This is a genomic window from Aliiglaciecola aliphaticivorans, assembly GCF_054782055.1.
Map to the genome: position 1 here is coordinate 1 of NZ_BAAGTF010000018.1, position 14,840 is coordinate 14,840.

The 14,840-nt window shown below is 42.2% G+C and carries 15 protein-coding genes; 10 read left to right on the forward strand and 5 right to left on the reverse strand.

All coding sequences use genetic code 11. The features are described 5' to 3' along the window. Nucleotides 1-378 precede the first annotated feature (378 nt). The 3 genes from ACYVIL_RS09495 (at nt 379) to ACYVIL_RS09505 (ending at nt 2,267) form a co-directional block, all read left to right on the forward strand. On the forward strand, nt 379-600 hold the full coding sequence (locus tag ACYVIL_RS09495) for a hypothetical protein (protein WP_303474768.1): 222 nt from the start codon (nt 379-381) through the stop codon (nt 598-600). A 139-nt stretch (nt 601-739) separates the two neighbouring features. After that, on the forward strand, nt 740-2,026 hold the full coding sequence (gene purD / locus ACYVIL_RS09500) for a phosphoribosylamine--glycine ligase (protein WP_303474767.1): 1,287 nt from the start codon (nt 740-742) through the stop codon (nt 2,024-2,026). A 1-nt stretch (nt 2,027) separates the two neighbouring features. Next, nucleotides 2,028-2,267, forward strand: a complete 240-nt coding sequence (locus tag ACYVIL_RS09505; protein WP_460312301.1) for a VF530 family protein — start codon at nt 2,028-2,030, stop codon at nt 2,265-2,267. On the opposite strand, the gene ACYVIL_RS09510 is transcribed toward ACYVIL_RS09505, so the two are convergent. Further along, the gene (locus ACYVIL_RS09510) at nt 2,244-2,510 is read right to left on the reverse strand and encodes a 3'-5' exonuclease family protein (protein ID WP_460312302.1); all 267 of its coding nucleotides are present in this window, start codon (nt 2,508-2,510) and stop codon (nt 2,244-2,246) included. The two genes, ACYVIL_RS09505 and ACYVIL_RS09510, sit on opposite strands and share 24 nt — an antisense overlap. Nucleotides 2,511-2,549: 39 nt before the next feature. Next, a complete protein-coding gene (locus ACYVIL_RS09515; RefSeq protein ID WP_460312303.1) occupies nt 2,550-2,852 on the reverse strand; it encodes an exonuclease domain-containing protein in 303 nt (100 codons plus the stop codon). A gap of 75 nt (nt 2,853-2,927) precedes the next feature. Here ACYVIL_RS09515 and ACYVIL_RS09520 point away from each other — a divergent pair, with 75 nt between their 5' ends. The 6 genes from ACYVIL_RS09520 to envZ all read left to right on the forward strand — a co-directional run bounded on the left by ACYVIL_RS09520 (nt 2,928) and on the right by envZ (nt 7,970). Continuing rightward, nucleotides 2,928-3,362, forward strand: coding sequence for an ion channel (locus ACYVIL_RS09520; RefSeq protein WP_460312304.1), 435 nt, complete (start codon nt 2,928-2,930; stop codon nt 3,360-3,362). Nucleotides 3,363-3,385: 23 nt separating this feature from the next. Then, nucleotides 3,386-3,778, forward strand: coding sequence for a cupin domain-containing protein (locus ACYVIL_RS09525; protein ID WP_460312305.1), 393 nt, complete (start codon nt 3,386-3,388; stop codon nt 3,776-3,778). Between the two features lie 101 nt (nt 3,779-3,879). Then, nucleotides 3,880-4,782 (forward strand): phosphoribulokinase, encoded by a 903-nt coding sequence (locus tag ACYVIL_RS09530; RefSeq protein WP_303474762.1) that lies wholly within the window; start codon nt 3,880-3,882, stop codon nt 4,780-4,782. Then, on the forward strand, nt 4,782-5,765 hold the full coding sequence (locus ACYVIL_RS09535) for a Gfo/Idh/MocA family protein (protein WP_460312306.1): 984 nt from the start codon (nt 4,782-4,784) through the stop codon (nt 5,763-5,765). The genes ACYVIL_RS09530 and ACYVIL_RS09535 overlap by 1 nt, the downstream gene beginning before the upstream one ends. Before the next feature lie 150 nt (nt 5,766-5,915). Continuing rightward, nucleotides 5,916-6,638, forward strand: a complete 723-nt coding sequence (gene ompR / locus ACYVIL_RS09540; protein WP_303474760.1) for an osmolarity response regulator transcription factor OmpR — start codon at nt 5,916-5,918, stop codon at nt 6,636-6,638. Nucleotides 6,639-6,677: 39 nt separating this feature from the next. After that, a complete protein-coding gene (gene envZ, locus ACYVIL_RS09545; RefSeq protein WP_460312307.1) occupies nt 6,678-7,970 on the forward strand; it encodes a two-component system sensor histidine kinase EnvZ in 1,293 nt (430 codons plus the stop codon). A gap of 463 nt (nt 7,971-8,433) precedes the next feature. On the opposite strand, the gene dgcA is transcribed toward envZ, so the two are convergent. The 3 genes from dgcA to ACYVIL_RS09560 form a co-directional block, all read right to left on the reverse strand. Further along, the gene (dgcA, locus tag ACYVIL_RS09550; RefSeq protein WP_460312308.1) at nt 8,434-9,423 is read right to left on the reverse strand and encodes an N-acetyl-D-Glu racemase DgcA; all 990 of its coding nucleotides are present in this window, start codon (nt 9,421-9,423) and stop codon (nt 8,434-8,436) included. Beyond that, entirely contained in the window at nt 9,420-10,418 is a 999-nt protein-coding gene (dgcN, locus tag ACYVIL_RS09555) for an N-acetyltransferase DgcN (RefSeq protein ID WP_460312309.1), read from the reverse strand. The genes dgcA and dgcN overlap by 4 nt, the downstream gene beginning before the upstream one ends. Before the next feature lie 92 nt (nt 10,419-10,510). Continuing rightward, nucleotides 10,511-11,404 carry a LysR family transcriptional regulator gene (locus ACYVIL_RS09560; RefSeq protein ID WP_460312310.1) on the reverse strand — a complete coding sequence of 298 codons (894 nt, stop codon included), beginning with the start codon at nt 11,402-11,404 and terminating at the stop codon, nt 10,511-10,513. Between the two features lie 325 nt (nt 11,405-11,729). Here ACYVIL_RS09560 and ACYVIL_RS09565 point away from each other — a divergent pair, with 325 nt between their 5' ends. Next, entirely contained in the window at nt 11,730-14,774 is a 3,045-nt protein-coding gene (locus tag ACYVIL_RS09565) for a TonB-dependent receptor domain-containing protein (protein ID WP_460312311.1), read from the forward strand. The last annotated feature ends 66 nt before the right edge of the window (nt 14,775-14,840 follow it).

The following is a 14,840-nucleotide window of genomic DNA, read 5'->3' on the forward strand; positions in this document are numbered from 1 at the left end:
TAATGACTCCTGATCTAACATTGCATCCACGCCGCCTCTTCATTTTCAGAATCAGTGGCAATTGTGCCTCAGGTGGGTCAATTTTAAATTACCGTTAGTGGGTCAGTTTTACATTGCCGGTGACAAATGCAATTTGAATCCCATTTTAAATTCCATGGCCTAAAGACCAGGCTACAGATGGGTGCTTTAGCCCCGCAGGCTAAGAATTTTGCAAATTACACAGCTAAGTAGTACTTTTGACTAATAAATCGTTCTAGAAACCAAAACAATAAATTTAGATATATGCAACATACTGTTTTTATTATATATTTTGATTGGTATTCAATTTGCTTTTAAATACATCAAAGCACACAACGACAGTCATAACGAGGAAGATAGATGGACATTTTACTAGTATTTGTTTTACCCATAGTCATTTTGGCCATGGTTTTTGGGCATAAACAAAAAATGATGGATGCAAAATTGAAATTGGAAGCGGGCTCTGGCAATGTCACCGCCTTAGAAGCTGAACTTAAAGCAATCAAGGAGCGTCTCAACACCCTTGAAGCTATCGTTACTGATGACAAATACCAACTGAAACAAGAATTTTCAAAATTATAAACTGTCATTTAATAACCTAGAACCAAATTCACTATAAAAAGCGTGCAGTTAGACACGCTTTTTACGCGTTTATTCTGTACAATTCCTGCCATTATAAAGTTCCACTCCTTACTCAATCAGTTAATAAGATAATCGATTCATGAAAATACTTATCATTGGCGGCGGTGGTCGCGAACATGCTTTAGCATTCAAATCAGCTCAAAATGACTATGTAGAAACCGTTTATGTAGCTCCTGGAAACGCTGGTACCGCAATAGAAGATAAATTGCGCAATGTCGATATACAAGCAGATGACGTCGCCGGATTACTTGAATTTGCTGAACAAAATGCCATTGATTTAACCATAGTAGGACCAGAAGCTCCCTTGGTACTTGGTGTAGTTGATGCATTTCAAGCTAAAGGCTTAACCATATTTGGACCGTCTAAGGCGGCTGCGCAATTGGAAGGCTCTAAAGCCTTTACCAAAGACTTTCTAGCTCGTCATAACATCCCTACGGGTGAGTATCAAAACTTCACTGAAATTGAACCTGCATTGGCATATTTGAAACAAAAAGGCGCGCCCATTGTTATTAAAGCCGATGGTTTAGCCGCAGGCAAGGGTGTAATTGTAGCAATGACAGAGCAAGAAGCTGAAGATGCAATTCGTGATATGTTAGCTGGAAACGCCTTTGGTGACGCTGGCAGCCGCGTGGTTATTGAAGAATTTTTGGATGGCGAGGAAGCCAGTTTTATCGTAATGGTAGATGGTAAAAATGTCCTATCTTTTGCCACCAGCCAAGATCACAAACGAGTTGGTAATGGCGATACTGGCCCAAATACAGGCGGCATGGGAGCATACTCACCGGCTCCAGTAGTCACCCCAGAAATCCACCAGCGCATAATGGACGAAGTGATTTACCCAACAGTTGAAGGAATGGCAAGTGAAGGCAATCCTTATTCTGGCTTTTTATATGCTGGTTTGATGATTATGGCTGACGGCACACCTAAAGTAATTGAATACAATTGTCGATTCGGCGATCCTGAAACCCAACCCATTATGTTACGTTTGCAATCCGACATTGTTGCCCTTTGTTTGCAGGCCACAAAAGGCAAACTGGATGAAGCTAATATTGAATTTGACTCCAGAGCGGCAGTAGGGGTAGTTCTTGCGGCAGGGGGTTATCCTGGAAGTTATGCTAAAGGGAAAGAGATCCAAGGGCTAGAGCTGGCTTCACAGACCGAAGGTAAAGTATTTCACGCTGGCACAAAATTAGTGGATGCTAAAGTCACCACTAACGGTGGCAGAGTGTTGTGTGCCACCGCTTTAGGAAACTCAGTAACAGAAGCCCAAAAGAACGCCTATAATTTAGTTCATAAGATTAATTGGGACGGTATGTTTTATCGCGACGATATTGCCTATCGCGCCATTGCTAGAGAACAAAATTAAATTGGATATCAAAGATAGCAAACCAGGCCAACAGGGTGATCCATTACATGGCATCACCCTAAAGAAAATGCTTGAAGCACTGCATAAAGAGTATGGCTTTGAGGGCTTAGGTTGGAGAATTAAAGTAAAATGCTTTATTGAAAATCCAAGTATGAGCTCAAGTCTGAAGTTCCTTAGGCGAACGCCGTGGGCCCGCAAGAAAGTCGAAGAACTCTACTTATCTACCTTCTGTAAAAAGTAGATTTTCGATAGTAAGCGCTCGCTTACGAAGCCACATATCTAACGTTGCTGCAAGGCTGCGTACATCATACAAGGCGTTGTGAATATGCCCTTGCAGTGATATTCCATGGAAACGAGCCAAAGCACCACTTGACTGTTCAACGCCTTGTAAACCTAAATTGCGAATAATCATCTGCAAATTGTGAAAGCCACGTTGAAAATCTGGTAGTTGTAAGGAATATAATTCACAATTTTGACGTAGCACAGATAAATCGTTGCCCCATGAAAATACGGGGATATCCCCTTAATTACAGAAAAGATGGAATTGTTTTAATGCAGAAGCAAAATCAACCCCCATTTCATCAATCATAGCTTGTTCAATACCGGTTAAGTTTGTTATGTAATCACTAAGTTGCGGGTTAATAGTGGGGCGTATTAATTCATTGAAACTAGCCAGTATTGAAGCTGAGTCACGGGTCATACGAATTTTAACCGCAGCAATTTGAATAAGCTCTCGATGTTCCCAGTTTTCAGACCAGTTTCGCTGCTTGGAACCATGCCAGGCAGTAAATTCCTTATCAAAGAGCACACACTCAAGTACTTGCATCAATTTCCACAAAGCATATAGTTGATTTAATCTATAAACTTATAATGTCTCAGTATTATATAAAGTCAAACCATTATGCTTAACCAGTTAGTTTTAGGTTCGTTCATCATCATTTTAACGATTATCGTTCAAGTGATATTTTTAGGTATATTATCATCTCGTTTTGACCAGATACGAAAATTTGAAACCAGAGATTATATGCACATCAAGAGTCCTATTGTCATTGTACTATCGGTTCTGTGGTTAGTCTTAGGCATCACTATCAATACCTGGATATGGGCATTTGCGTTTCTGTTTGTTGGCGAATTTACTGAGCTGGAAGAGGCACTGTACTTTGCCATTGCGTCCTTCACAACACTTGGATTCGGTGATGTGATTTTAAGCCAACAATGGCGAATTATGGGCGCACTAAGTGCCGTAAATGGACTCCTAGTCTTCGGCTTGAATTCTGCATTTCTAGTGGAATTAATCGGTATCACTTGGGGTAAGTACAAACCCAACAGAAAATAACCTGTCACTACGGGGTAATATAGATGCTTGCTAAAACATTATTAAAGACCTTTGCTATTATAAAACCCGACTTATCAGTCGCGACAAAAGACGTTAGCGACAGTATTTACCAGCAGCTAGACCACGAGTTTTCAGGGTTTAAAGATCATTCTTTAGTCTCAGCCCATAGCTTTAAGGAGAATTGGCAAACGTGGGAAATGCACCCTACAGGAGACGAGTTAGTGGTTTTGTTGTCTGGACAATGTAAGTTAATCATCCGCGTGGGGAAGCAAGACCAAGAACAAATATTAAAACAACAAGGTGACTTTGCCGTCGTGCCAAAAGGTCATTGGCACACCGCCCATTGCAACGAACCTACCAGTTTACTGTTTATAACCCCAGGTGAAGCCACCCAAAATTCAAGCACCCCAAATTAGCTTAATTTCAGAATTGAATTAAACTTTGCCAGCGTAAATGACTTGACCATTTGGCTCGCCTTGCTTATAACTAATGGTCCTTAATCCTCGAAACGTTCAATATGTCTGTAAAACACCCAATTATTGCAATAACAGGTTCCTCCGGAGCAGGTACAACTACGACGACGAATGCCATTAGGCATATATTTCGTAATTTAACTGTCAATGCGGCCTCTGTTGCGGGCGATAGTTTTCACCGTTTCACACGTCCGGAAATGGAAGTTGAAATTCGTAAAGCCCAAGAGCAGGGCCGGCATATTAGTTATTTTGGACCAAGAGCCAACGACTTTATTATGCTCGAAAAACTGTTTGCTCAATATGGTGAAACAGGTACAGGTCAGCATCGTCAATATTTGCATACTTTTGACGAAGCAGTGCCTTTCAATCAGATGCCCGGCACTTTTACGCCTTGGCAAGATCTCCCTGAAAACACTGATTTATTATTTTATGAAGGATTGCATGGCGGTGTCACCACCCCAGAAGCCGATGTCGCTAAGCATGTTGATTTGCTGGTAGGCATGGTGCCTATTGTCAACCTAGAGTGGATTCAAAAGATTATTCGCGATACCACAGATCGCGGCCATACTCGCGAAGCTGTGATGAGCAGTATTGTGCGCAGTTTGGAAGACTACTTTCACTATATTACTCCGCAGTTTTCAAATACCCATGTTAATTTTCAGCGGGTGCCTACGGTAGATACCAGTAACCCTTTCAGCGCCCGAGAAATTCCAACTCAAGACGAAAGCTTTGTCGTAGTAAGGTTCCGCCGTGAAATGAGGACTGTAGACTTCCCTTACTTATTGAAGATGATAGATGGATCTTTCATGTCTAGAATCAATACTTTAGTGGTACCAGGCGGTAAAATGGGACTCGCCATGGAATTGATTTTATCCCCCTTGATAGAAGAACTATTGGAGCGGAAGCGTAAAGCAGGCTTCCAAATGGATTGGGTTAGCAAAGAATAATGGGTAGCCGGTCTGACTCAATTCGTTGGGGTATGATTGGTTGCGGTGGTGTGTGCGAAAAGAAAAGCGGCCCTGCCTATCAGCAAGTGGCTGGATTTGAATTATATGGAGTAAGCGCTCGCTCACCCGGAAAATCTGCAGAATTTGCTTCTCGCCACGGCATTCCCCATCACTATACTTGCCCACAAGCGTTGATTGATGATCCCAATATAGACGCTGTTTACATAGCAACCCCACCTGATAGTCACTGTGATTTAGCGCTGAAAGTCGCCAAAGCAAATAAGATTTGCTGCATAGAAAAACCAATGGCATTGAATTTCAATCAAAGCCAGCAAATACAGAACACCTTTGAGTCTCAAAACCTTCCCCTTTTCATAGCCTATTATCGACGTTCATTGCCCGGTTTCGTTGCACTCAAAAATGTTTTGGAAAAAGGAACAATTGGCACCGTTAGACAAGTTTCATGGCTTTATAGCCGCTTCCCTTCAGATAAAGACTTACGTCAAATACCCAACTGGCGTACCGACAAAAGTGTTGCCCTCGGTGGATACTTTGATGATCTTGCCAGTCACGGATTAAACGTCATGACGTTTTTGTTGGGACCCGTGCGGCAAGCACAGGGAATTTGCCGCAATCAGCAAGGCTTATATTCAGCCCATGACGCTATTGTTGCCAACTTGCTGTTCGAATCTGGTGTAACTGGCATCGGAAGCTGGAACTTCGCCTGTGATTCATATCAAGACAAAGTGCAAATACTCGGCAGCAAAGGGCGTATAGAGTTTGCAATATTTGGCGATCAACCAGCCAGTATTTTTACCAATAATGGTAGTGAGTCCCTGGCGATGCCCACCCCAGATCCCATTCAAGGCCCTTTTGTACAAGCCATGGCCGACCATTTACGCGGGTTGAGCGTTCATCCCAGTCAGGCAACTAGTGCCAGCCACACCAATTGGATAATGGATAAAATATTAGGTGTGCTATAGCAAAATCACTCCATAACGCGGTGCCCCCACTACCCGTCACAAACAATTTGTAACACTCCACTGAACATTGTTACTTTGCTAATCTTTTGAATTCCCTAGTATTCATTTATAGTGGTGTGATTAGCGGATTATTTCCTTTTGAGGGTCGACATGGGACAAGAAACACAGAAAGTATTGGTTGTTGATGATGATATGCGCCTACGTAGCTTGCTAGAACGCTATTTGGTGGAACAAGGTTATCAAGTGCGTTCAGCGGCCAACTCTGAACAAATGGATCGCTTTCTAGAACGTGAAAATTTTCACCTGTTAGTACTGGATCTGATGTTACCTGGTGAAGATGGCCTCTCTATATGCCGTCGTTTGCGTCAAAAAGAAAACGAAATTCCAATTATCATGTTGACCGCAAAAGGCGACGAAGTAGACCGTATCATTGGTTTAGAAATGGGCGCAGATGATTATCTGCCGAAACCTTTTAACCCCAGAGAATTACTGGCGCGAGCCAAAGCAGTATTGCGTCGAAAAACCACCGAAGCGCCTGGTGCTCCATCCCAGGAAATGCAGATAGTGGAGTTTGGCCAATACAAATTAAACCTCGCCACACGGGAAATGTTTGCAGACGGCGAAGCGCTAACCTTAACCAGTGGTGAGTTTGCGGTATTAAAATCATTAGTCACCCACCCCAGAGAGCCGCTATCAAGGGATAAACTCATGAATTTAGCAAGGGGTAGAGATTACAGTGCTTTAGAACGCAGTATTGACGTTCAGGTATCGCGTTTAAGACGGATGTTGGAGATAGATCCTGCCAACCCTCGCTATATCCAAACGGTTTGGGGATTAGGATATGTATTTGTTCCCGATGGCGAAGCTCAGTAAATGAAGTTATGCCATGCTAGCTAGATTGAAACACTACTGGTGAGAATCTTTCCTAAAAGTGCATTTGGACAAACCGTCTTATTGATTGGCGTGTTATTGCTGATCAACCAAGTAGTGTCATATTTATCAGTAACTTACTATTTTATTCGACCCAATTACCAACAGATTAATTCCTTAATTGCCAAACAAATTAATATGGTATTTTTGGAAGAAGTCGATTATCTCCATCCACAAACTCAACGGCATATTTTCGATGCGACCAATATTCGCATTTACAGCGAAAAACAAGCTGTCGAAAGTGGCTTGCAACAAGCTATTTATTATCAATTTTTCTCTCGTCAAATTTCCGATTTATTGGGAGGAGAAGCAGACGTTAGGATTTCAGTTTCTGAACCATACCTAATTTGGGTTAACCCTCCGCAAGATCCAAAAGTGTGGATCTCCATTCCCATGGCGAGTTTTAGCGAAGGTGATATTTCCCCGCTAACAATCTATTTGATTGTCATCGGCGTGTTGAGCGTAGCTGGCGGTTGGATTTTTGTGCGTCGCTTGAATAAACCCATCCACGCCTTGCAAGTGGCAGCGCTAGAGGTGGCGAAAGGCAAGGTTCCTGCACCGTTAAAAGAAGAAGGCGCAAGTGAATTAATTGCAGTCACCAGCGCATTTAATCAAATGTCGAAGGGAATTAAACAATTAGAAGATGATCGAGCACTATTAACCGCGGGGATATCCCACGACTTGCGCACACCATTAACACGCATAAGACTAGCAACTGAAATGCTTCCCGACGAACAACTATGGATAAAAGACGGGATCGTTCACGACATAGAGGATATGAATGACATTATCGATCAGTTTATTCATTATGTGCGACAGGATACCCGAGAACGTCGAGAGTTGCTGTCGCTGAACGAGCTTATCGAAGATGTTGTCCAAGCTCGTAATATTCAAGAAAATTACCATATCGATACCCAATTGACAGAATTGCCAAAGGTCATGATAAGACGGATTGCGATTAAACGCGTATTGGATAATCTCATTGAAAATGCCTTTCGTTATGGCAGTGAAAATATCCTAATCACTAGCTGTTATGATAAACCCAAGCAACAAGTGTGTTTTGAAGTCCGAGATTACGGACCTGGCATCCCAAAAGAAAATATTGAAAACTTGTTTCAACCTTTTACTCAAGGCGACACCGCCAGGGGCAGCGGAGGTTCTGGTCTTGGCCTTGCCATCATTCAACGAATTGTTGCCCTGCATAAAGGAAACATCGAACTAAGTAACCACTCTGACGGTGGCCTTGTGGCAAGAGTCACTCTACCTATTGATTAACCATCGAAACAATAGCCGAATTCTTGGATAACGAGCTCGTTCAATAGTGATTACTAATTTTCAAAGACAATAAATTTATTTTCTTAACTAAAGTAACCTAGTGCTTTGATTTCACAGTATTATTCGTTTCTTTCTGTGTGTTTAAGCTTGGTCTACTTTGGAATGATGGCCGTATAACTAGACACCTATTTTTCAAGCAAATTAACATCACCTAGGTCGAAAACTTTTCCATCGCTTGCCTGCCATTTACGCTTGTAGTCGCTGAGTTACATGTTAATTCCACTTCGGTTATAAATAACGCTCCAGCTTTTACCGCAAATATACTCAGTTGCGCATTAAACAAGAGTTGATTTTGTCAGGCTTAATTTAGCTTTAGACCTCTGTATGAATTAGAGGTCTTATCATAGGAAAGTTAGCGTAGTTTCCACTTTTGTAGGGGAACTAGACGTATAGGTTAGAATTATTAACCTTGCCCCCATAATGGTTGCGTGTTTATTGACATCTTGCCATCAACAAATCCAAACCCACCAGAACGATCCTTTGCGATTAAGGCGGGGCCATCTAAATCCACAAAGTCTGCTTCGGCGGCCAGTAAATAGGCTGGAGCCATAGCCAAAGATGAGCCAACCATACAGCCCACCATAACTTTAAAGTTTTGTTGCCTTGCTAGGCGCAACAAAGTTAATGCTTCAGTCAATCCACCGGTTTTGTCGAGCTTGATGTTCACCGCTTGATACAACGGAAGTAGTCGCTCTAAGTCATCGCTGGTGTGACAAGATTCGTCGGCACAAATAGGAATACTAGACTTAAAACCAGCCAAGGCCTGGTCATTACCACTAGGCAAAGGTTGCTCAATTAACGCTACATTGCAGGCGCGTAAAGGTTCAACAACCTGTTCTAACAACTCGATACTCCACGCTTCATTGGCATCAACAATAAACTCACAGTTTGGGCACACGCGGTGAATCGCCTGCATCCTTTTCACCACGTCGACCTCATCAAGCTTCACTTTAATAACTTTGTTTGCGGTTAACTCAAGGGCGGATTTTGCCATATTCTCAACACTATCAATGCTAATAGTTTGCGCACTGTGACAATACGATAACTGCGGCATGCTGACCAACTCAGCGACACTGCACTGCAGTTGGTTACTGCGCAAATCCCAAAGCGCACAATCTAAAACATTTCTCGCTGAACCTGCGGGCAACAAATTGCTTAATTGGTTCTGCTGTTCTGTACTGACAATCTGGTTTTTTATATTGTCTATTTGTGCACATACGCTCTTTATTGTTTCACCATAATGAGCATAGGGAACAGCTTCAGCCCAACCTTGATGTATGCCATCAGAAATAGAAACGACTACCACATCGGCGGCGGTCTTTTCGCCACGGGAAATCCTAAAAGGTGTAATCAGTGGAAAGCTGTCTGAAACAACCCGAATATCTAAGCTCATAGCAAATTATCTACAATCGAGGTGACACCATGGCGAATTGGATCGCTACAAGGCAAACCTGTTTGTTCACTGAGCTCTTTACATATTTGTAATGCGGCCTCATCGTCAACAGAAGCAGTATTTACTGCAATACCGACCACCCGTGCATGGGGATTTGTGAGCTTTGCAGCGCTCAAATTAAGCATTATGGTTTGCTCTATAGAAGGTAAAGCTTGATGCGTCAGTCCGCGCATATGGTGTCGACCTAGGGCATGGCAAATCACTAGCGCATCTGGTTGAGAACCATGTAATAACCCTAAGCTTACCCCCGCAAAAGCGGGATGGGATAAGGAACCTTGCCCTTCTATGATGTCCCAGTGATTCGCGCTGTTTTTGGGACTAATGGTTTCCGCTGCACCGGAGATGAAATCGGCAATAACACAATCAATGGCAACGCCTGATCCCGACACTAAAATACCACTTTGCCCGGTTGCTCTGAAGGTTGCTGGAAGTTGACGATGCTGAATCTCTTCTGTAAGACTAAGAGACGTGTACATTTTACCAACCGAACAATCTGTACCTACTGTCAAAAGACGATTACCTTCGCGTTTTTTACCTGTTCCGGTTCGAAAACGCGTGACAGGATGACGAATATCAATCAGTTGTAGATTGAGTGCTTCAGCCTTACGTTGCAACTCTGGAATATCACTGAGCTTGTCGTGTAAACCACTAACTATATCCATTCCAGCATCCATAGCTTCAAGTATGGTTGGAATCCAATTTGAATCAATGAATCCACCGCTATTAGCAAACCCGAGTACAAAGCTTTTAGCGCCCCGTTGAACTGCCTCTTGAATGCCCATCGATGGACAGCCAGTGGTTACGCTGCATCCAGGCAACCGGTATTCAGCTAAACATTTTTCAGGGCTCCATTCAGCAGCGCTGCGAGCCATTTTAATGCTAAGGGAATCCGTAGCGTTTCCTACAAATAGCAAATACGGATAGTTAATTTTCATCAAAATTCCTTTAAAATAGATATCACTCCATGGTAAAGATATTTGGTGTTAACTAAATTAGTTTGATTTAGGTGAGTCATAACTCTAGGTTATTATCGAGCATTAACTAACTTCAGTTCAGCCCTTACAAAATCCAAAAAGTGCTCACAAATCCGTGACAGTGGTCTGGTTTCTAAATGTAACCCTTTAATTTTGAAATCCAGAGCTGGATTAAAAGGAGAAACACCTACATTGTCAGTCATATTACTCATAGCGGTCAGCTTGTCGATGGTGCAACAGCCCATTCCTTTATCCACCAAACTCGCAGCAATGTAATAGGTATCCACTTGCATGTTACTGTAGGTTTCCATTCCCAAAGACTCGAAGCGACCTAAGACTAAATCACCAAGTGGCCCACTATCCCAAATACTAATCAGTTCTTGCTCAGCAAGTGACTCTACGTTAACAACTTGAGTATCCTTTGGAAACGATTCCTTAGGATATAAAATCACCACTTCACTGGTTCCTATCTCAACTTCTTGGATGCCAGGCAAAGGAGGAGAAGAATACAGCAGCGCTAAGTCACATTTGTGTTCTAACAATGTCTGTAGTGCATCATCATTATGCATTGTTTGTAATTTGAACTGAACCTGAGGGTGTACTTCTTTGAATTTAGCAATAGAGCGAGGAATAACGCCAAAACCAAGACCAGGTGTTAGCGCTATATCAATGATACCACTATCACTTCGATGAATATTTTCAGCTAACGCATTTATCGAACGAAGCTGTTTGTATAATTTATCAATCTCCGGAAAAAGTGTTTTCGCTTCACTCGTTGGAATAAGCTTACCTTTATTGCGCTGGAATAAATCGAACCCCAATTGTTGTTCTGCATGAGACAACACTTTAGAAACTGAAGGCTGGGATACATAAAGTAATTTCGCGGCGTTAGTAATTGAACCCGTTGTATAGATTGCATGAAATACTTCGATATGGCGTAAACGCATTAATTTCCCCAAGTTGAATTCATCGCAGGATACCATAAGCGTGATTTTGACAGCATTAACATTTGCAGTGCTGCGGCCTCTTAATTTAAAATTAAGAAATCAAAATGTCGTGAATCATAACGACTAAAACACAAACCTAAGCGTACCGCGATCAACAATACTCACCAAGTCGAAATTAGAAAGTCTTTCTGCACTAGCCCATAACCACAGGCTATAACTACCAGATTTTTTATCAATTGTGTTGAGAAACATAATTGTAGAGTGTAGTAAGCGCAAAAATAATAACTTTCTAAGTAATTTAGGAAAGAACCTAGGAAAACACATAATGTCAAAGACCAACACATCACACTACCGAAGAAGTAGGCTAAATATAGCGATACTCGCGGCTATCGGATCACTATCCATCTCAGGCCTAGCCTTAGCCGAACAGCAAGACGGTCAAGATAGTTCATCCATCGAAAAGCAATCTCAACAATCTACCCTAGAACAAGTTGATTCAACAATTGATCGCAATGAACAGTCTAAAGACGTAGAAAAAATCATTGTTGTAGGTTCCAGCATTAAGGGCGCTAATATAACAGGTGCTTTGCCAGTAACCCTGATTGACGCCAGCGATATAGAAGCAATAGGTGCAACTTCTGGGATTGAATTGTTTTCATCTATTCCAAGCAACGGCAATGTTAATTTTAACGGTAATGACGTGGTCAGCGGTGTTTATCAGTCTCGCGGCGACGTAGCGTCAATCAATCTGCGCAGTATTGGTACGGGTAATACCCTAGTACTGTTTAACGGCCGAAGAATGGTTCAACACCCAGGAACACAAACTGAAAATTCAGTACCCGTTACAACTGTAAATATGAACTCAATCCCAGTACTGGGAATTGATCGAGTTGAAATATTACACGACGGTGCAGCAGCAATATATGGTTCCGATGCCGTTGCCGGTGTAGTCAATACTGAGATGCGTAAAGATTTCGCAGGCTATAAATTTGACGTCCAATATGGTCAAGCTGAAAATACCAGTAGAGAGAAATTAAACTTAAACGCATTAGCTGGTTGGGATATTAACGATGGTATGACTAACATTACCACCGCAGTGAACTATTACCATGGTTCAGAGGTGATGGCATCGGAAATCGACTATGCCGCAGATGCAGATAGACGCAGTTTCTTAGTTGGAACCGATTGGGAAGGTGATACGAATTTCCGAAACACTTCTACTACAACGCCTTGGGGTAGATTTGATGCTACTCAGTCAGTCACCGACCTTACATCATCTGCAGGTCGCTTTCACGTTGAACCTGTTGATGCTACTGATAGCAATCAACAATGTATTCTAGCCAATGGTTTATGCCTAGATAGCGGCAGTATTACCACTAACACTCAAGCCTATAATACCAACAGCGTTCGAACGATGATTCCTGAAACTGAGCGTTTGAACACCTTTGTTTACTTAAATCATGAACTTAACGATAACGTGAGTTTATACGGTGAGTTGGGCTACTACTGGGCTGAATCAAACTCGCAACGTGCAGAAACGGCAACGCTTACCTCAGCACCTGTTACTATTGCCAGTACAGCTTACTGGAATCCACTTGGTAGCGGTCCAAATAGAGTATCTGGATATGACATCCCCACTGAAGGTCTAGACGTTCAAATTAACGCCTACCGTGTTGTGGATGCTGGAGCACGTGCCATCAATGTTGAAAATACATCTTATCGTGCTTTAGGTGGTGCCACAGGTTCGTACAAAGATTGGGAATGGGATTCGGCTGCTTTGTATTCAAAAGCGAAAACGGTTGATACCACCCATAATCGTATCAGCCTTAGTTTGTTTCAAGACGCAGTAAATCGTCTTGATGAAAGTGCATATAACACCTTCTGTGGAGCAACCTGTAACTCACAAGAGACTATCGATAGCTTTCTTATCGATGTCAGTCGCTCTGGTGAAACATCACTAGGTTTAGTTGATTTCAAATTTTCTAACGCGAATCTATTTAGCTTACCAGCAGGTAACGTTGGGGCTGCTTTTGGAACAGAAGTACGCTATGAAAGCTTCGAAAATAACTATGATGATAGATTAAACGGCACAACTGTCTACACAGATAGTGTGACAGGATTAGCGTATGCATCCGATGTAATGGGCTCAAGTGGGCAACCTAATTCAGATGGGTCACGAAGCGTAATTTCAGCTTTTGTGGAATTTGCAGGTCCGTTAGTCAGTCCAGAAATGGAAATCCCATTAGTGCATAAACTAGATTTCCAAGTAGCCGGTCGTTATGAACGCTATAATGATGTTGGAGATGTTTTCAAACCGAAAGCCGTGCTAAGTTGGTATCCAGTGGAATCACTGCAAATTCGCGGCTCATATGCTGAAGGATTCCGTGCGCCGAACTTAGAACAACTGCACACAGCAAGTACTACCCGAGTTAACTACCCTGTCGACTACTACCGTTGCCAAGCACAAATCAATAAAGGTGAGTTAGACAGTATCAGCCAATGTAGCAGTGGTGATAGTGCTGAGAACATTCGTTTGGGTAACACTGAACTTGATCCAGAAAAAGACTACAATTACGGCTTAGGATTGGTTTTCACACCTGAATTTGTCGATAATTTAACATTGACCACAGATTATTGGCGCATAGAGCAAGAAGACCTAATTGGCATTCGCTCTTATCAAAATATCGCTGATCTGGATTATTACCAGCGCTTAAATGGTAGCTCTAATCCTAACGTTATTCGTGCTGAAGTGAATGCAGATGACATCGCTTTTTATGAAGGTTCCGGATTAGAAGCTGTTGGTGATATGACTGAAATTATCGGTTTATTTGAAAACCTAGACTCCCGTGTGACTGAAGGTCTGGATGTTGGCGCGTACTATAAGTTAAACAACACCAGTATTGGTGACTTCTCATTCAAATTTAACGCCGCTAAGTTATTAAAAGCCTATCAATCAATTGATGCTGAATCCGCAAATTTGCAAGAGCTAGGCTTAACCCTAGACGACGTAGGTGATTTAATTCAATTAGATGGTCGACCTGAATGGCAAGCAAGTAGCACAATTACGTGGCGTTATAACAATTGGGGAGCTGGTATCTACGGCAAATATGTCGGTGAGTTCTACGATACCAGTGCAGTTAATGATAACACTGGTGAATTTTGGACAGTCGATAGCTGGACAACCTTCAGCGTCTATGGCCAATATACTTTTGATCAAGGCTCATTAGAAGGTACCAAAATGCGTTTAGGTGTTCGTAACCTATTCGATAAAGCACCACCATTGGCTGATGAAACCTATGGTTATGAAGCCAGTCTACACAGTGCTGAAGGACGTTATTTCTATGTTAATTTAAGCATGAGCTTCGATTAAGCTGCGTTTTTTACACTTTTATCGGGCGACTTAGTCGCCCTTTTTCACTATAGAGTACCCCATAAA

Bases quoted from the DNA above. Each gene is read 5' to 3' on its own strand.
- ACYVIL_RS09560 (WP_460312310.1), bottom strand. From the start codon at position 11,404: ATGCGTTTACGCCATATCGAAGTATTTCATGCAATCTATACAACGGGT.
- ACYVIL_RS09495 (WP_303474768.1), top strand. From the start codon at position 379: ATGGACATTTTACTAGTATTTGTTTTACCCATAGTCATTTTGGCCATG.
- purD (WP_303474767.1), top strand. From the start codon at position 740: ATGAAAATACTTATCATTGGCGGCGGTGGTCGCGAACATGCTTTAGCA.
- ACYVIL_RS09565 (WP_460312311.1), top strand. From the start codon at position 11,730: ATGTCAAAGACCAACACATCACACTACCGAAGAAGTAGGCTAAATATA.
- ACYVIL_RS09530 (WP_303474762.1), top strand. From the start codon at position 3,880: ATGTCTGTAAAACACCCAATTATTGCAATAACAGGTTCCTCCGGAGCA.
- ACYVIL_RS09535 (WP_460312306.1), top strand. From the start codon at position 4,782: ATGGGTAGCCGGTCTGACTCAATTCGTTGGGGTATGATTGGTTGCGGT.
- ACYVIL_RS09520 (WP_460312304.1), top strand. From the start codon at position 2,928: ATGCTTAACCAGTTAGTTTTAGGTTCGTTCATCATCATTTTAACGATT.
- ACYVIL_RS09515 (WP_460312303.1), bottom strand. From the start codon at position 2,852: ATGCAAGTACTTGAGTGTGTGCTCTTTGATAAGGAATTTACTGCCTGG.
- ompR (WP_303474760.1), top strand. From the start codon at position 5,916: ATGGGACAAGAAACACAGAAAGTATTGGTTGTTGATGATGATATGCGC.
- dgcA (WP_460312308.1), bottom strand. From the start codon at position 9,423: ATGAGCTTAGATATTCGGGTTGTTTCAGACAGCTTTCCACTGATTACA.
- dgcN (WP_460312309.1), bottom strand. From the start codon at position 10,418: ATGAAAATTAACTATCCGTATTTGCTATTTGTAGGAAACGCTACGGAT.
- ACYVIL_RS09525 (WP_460312305.1), top strand. From the start codon at position 3,386: ATGCTTGCTAAAACATTATTAAAGACCTTTGCTATTATAAAACCCGAC.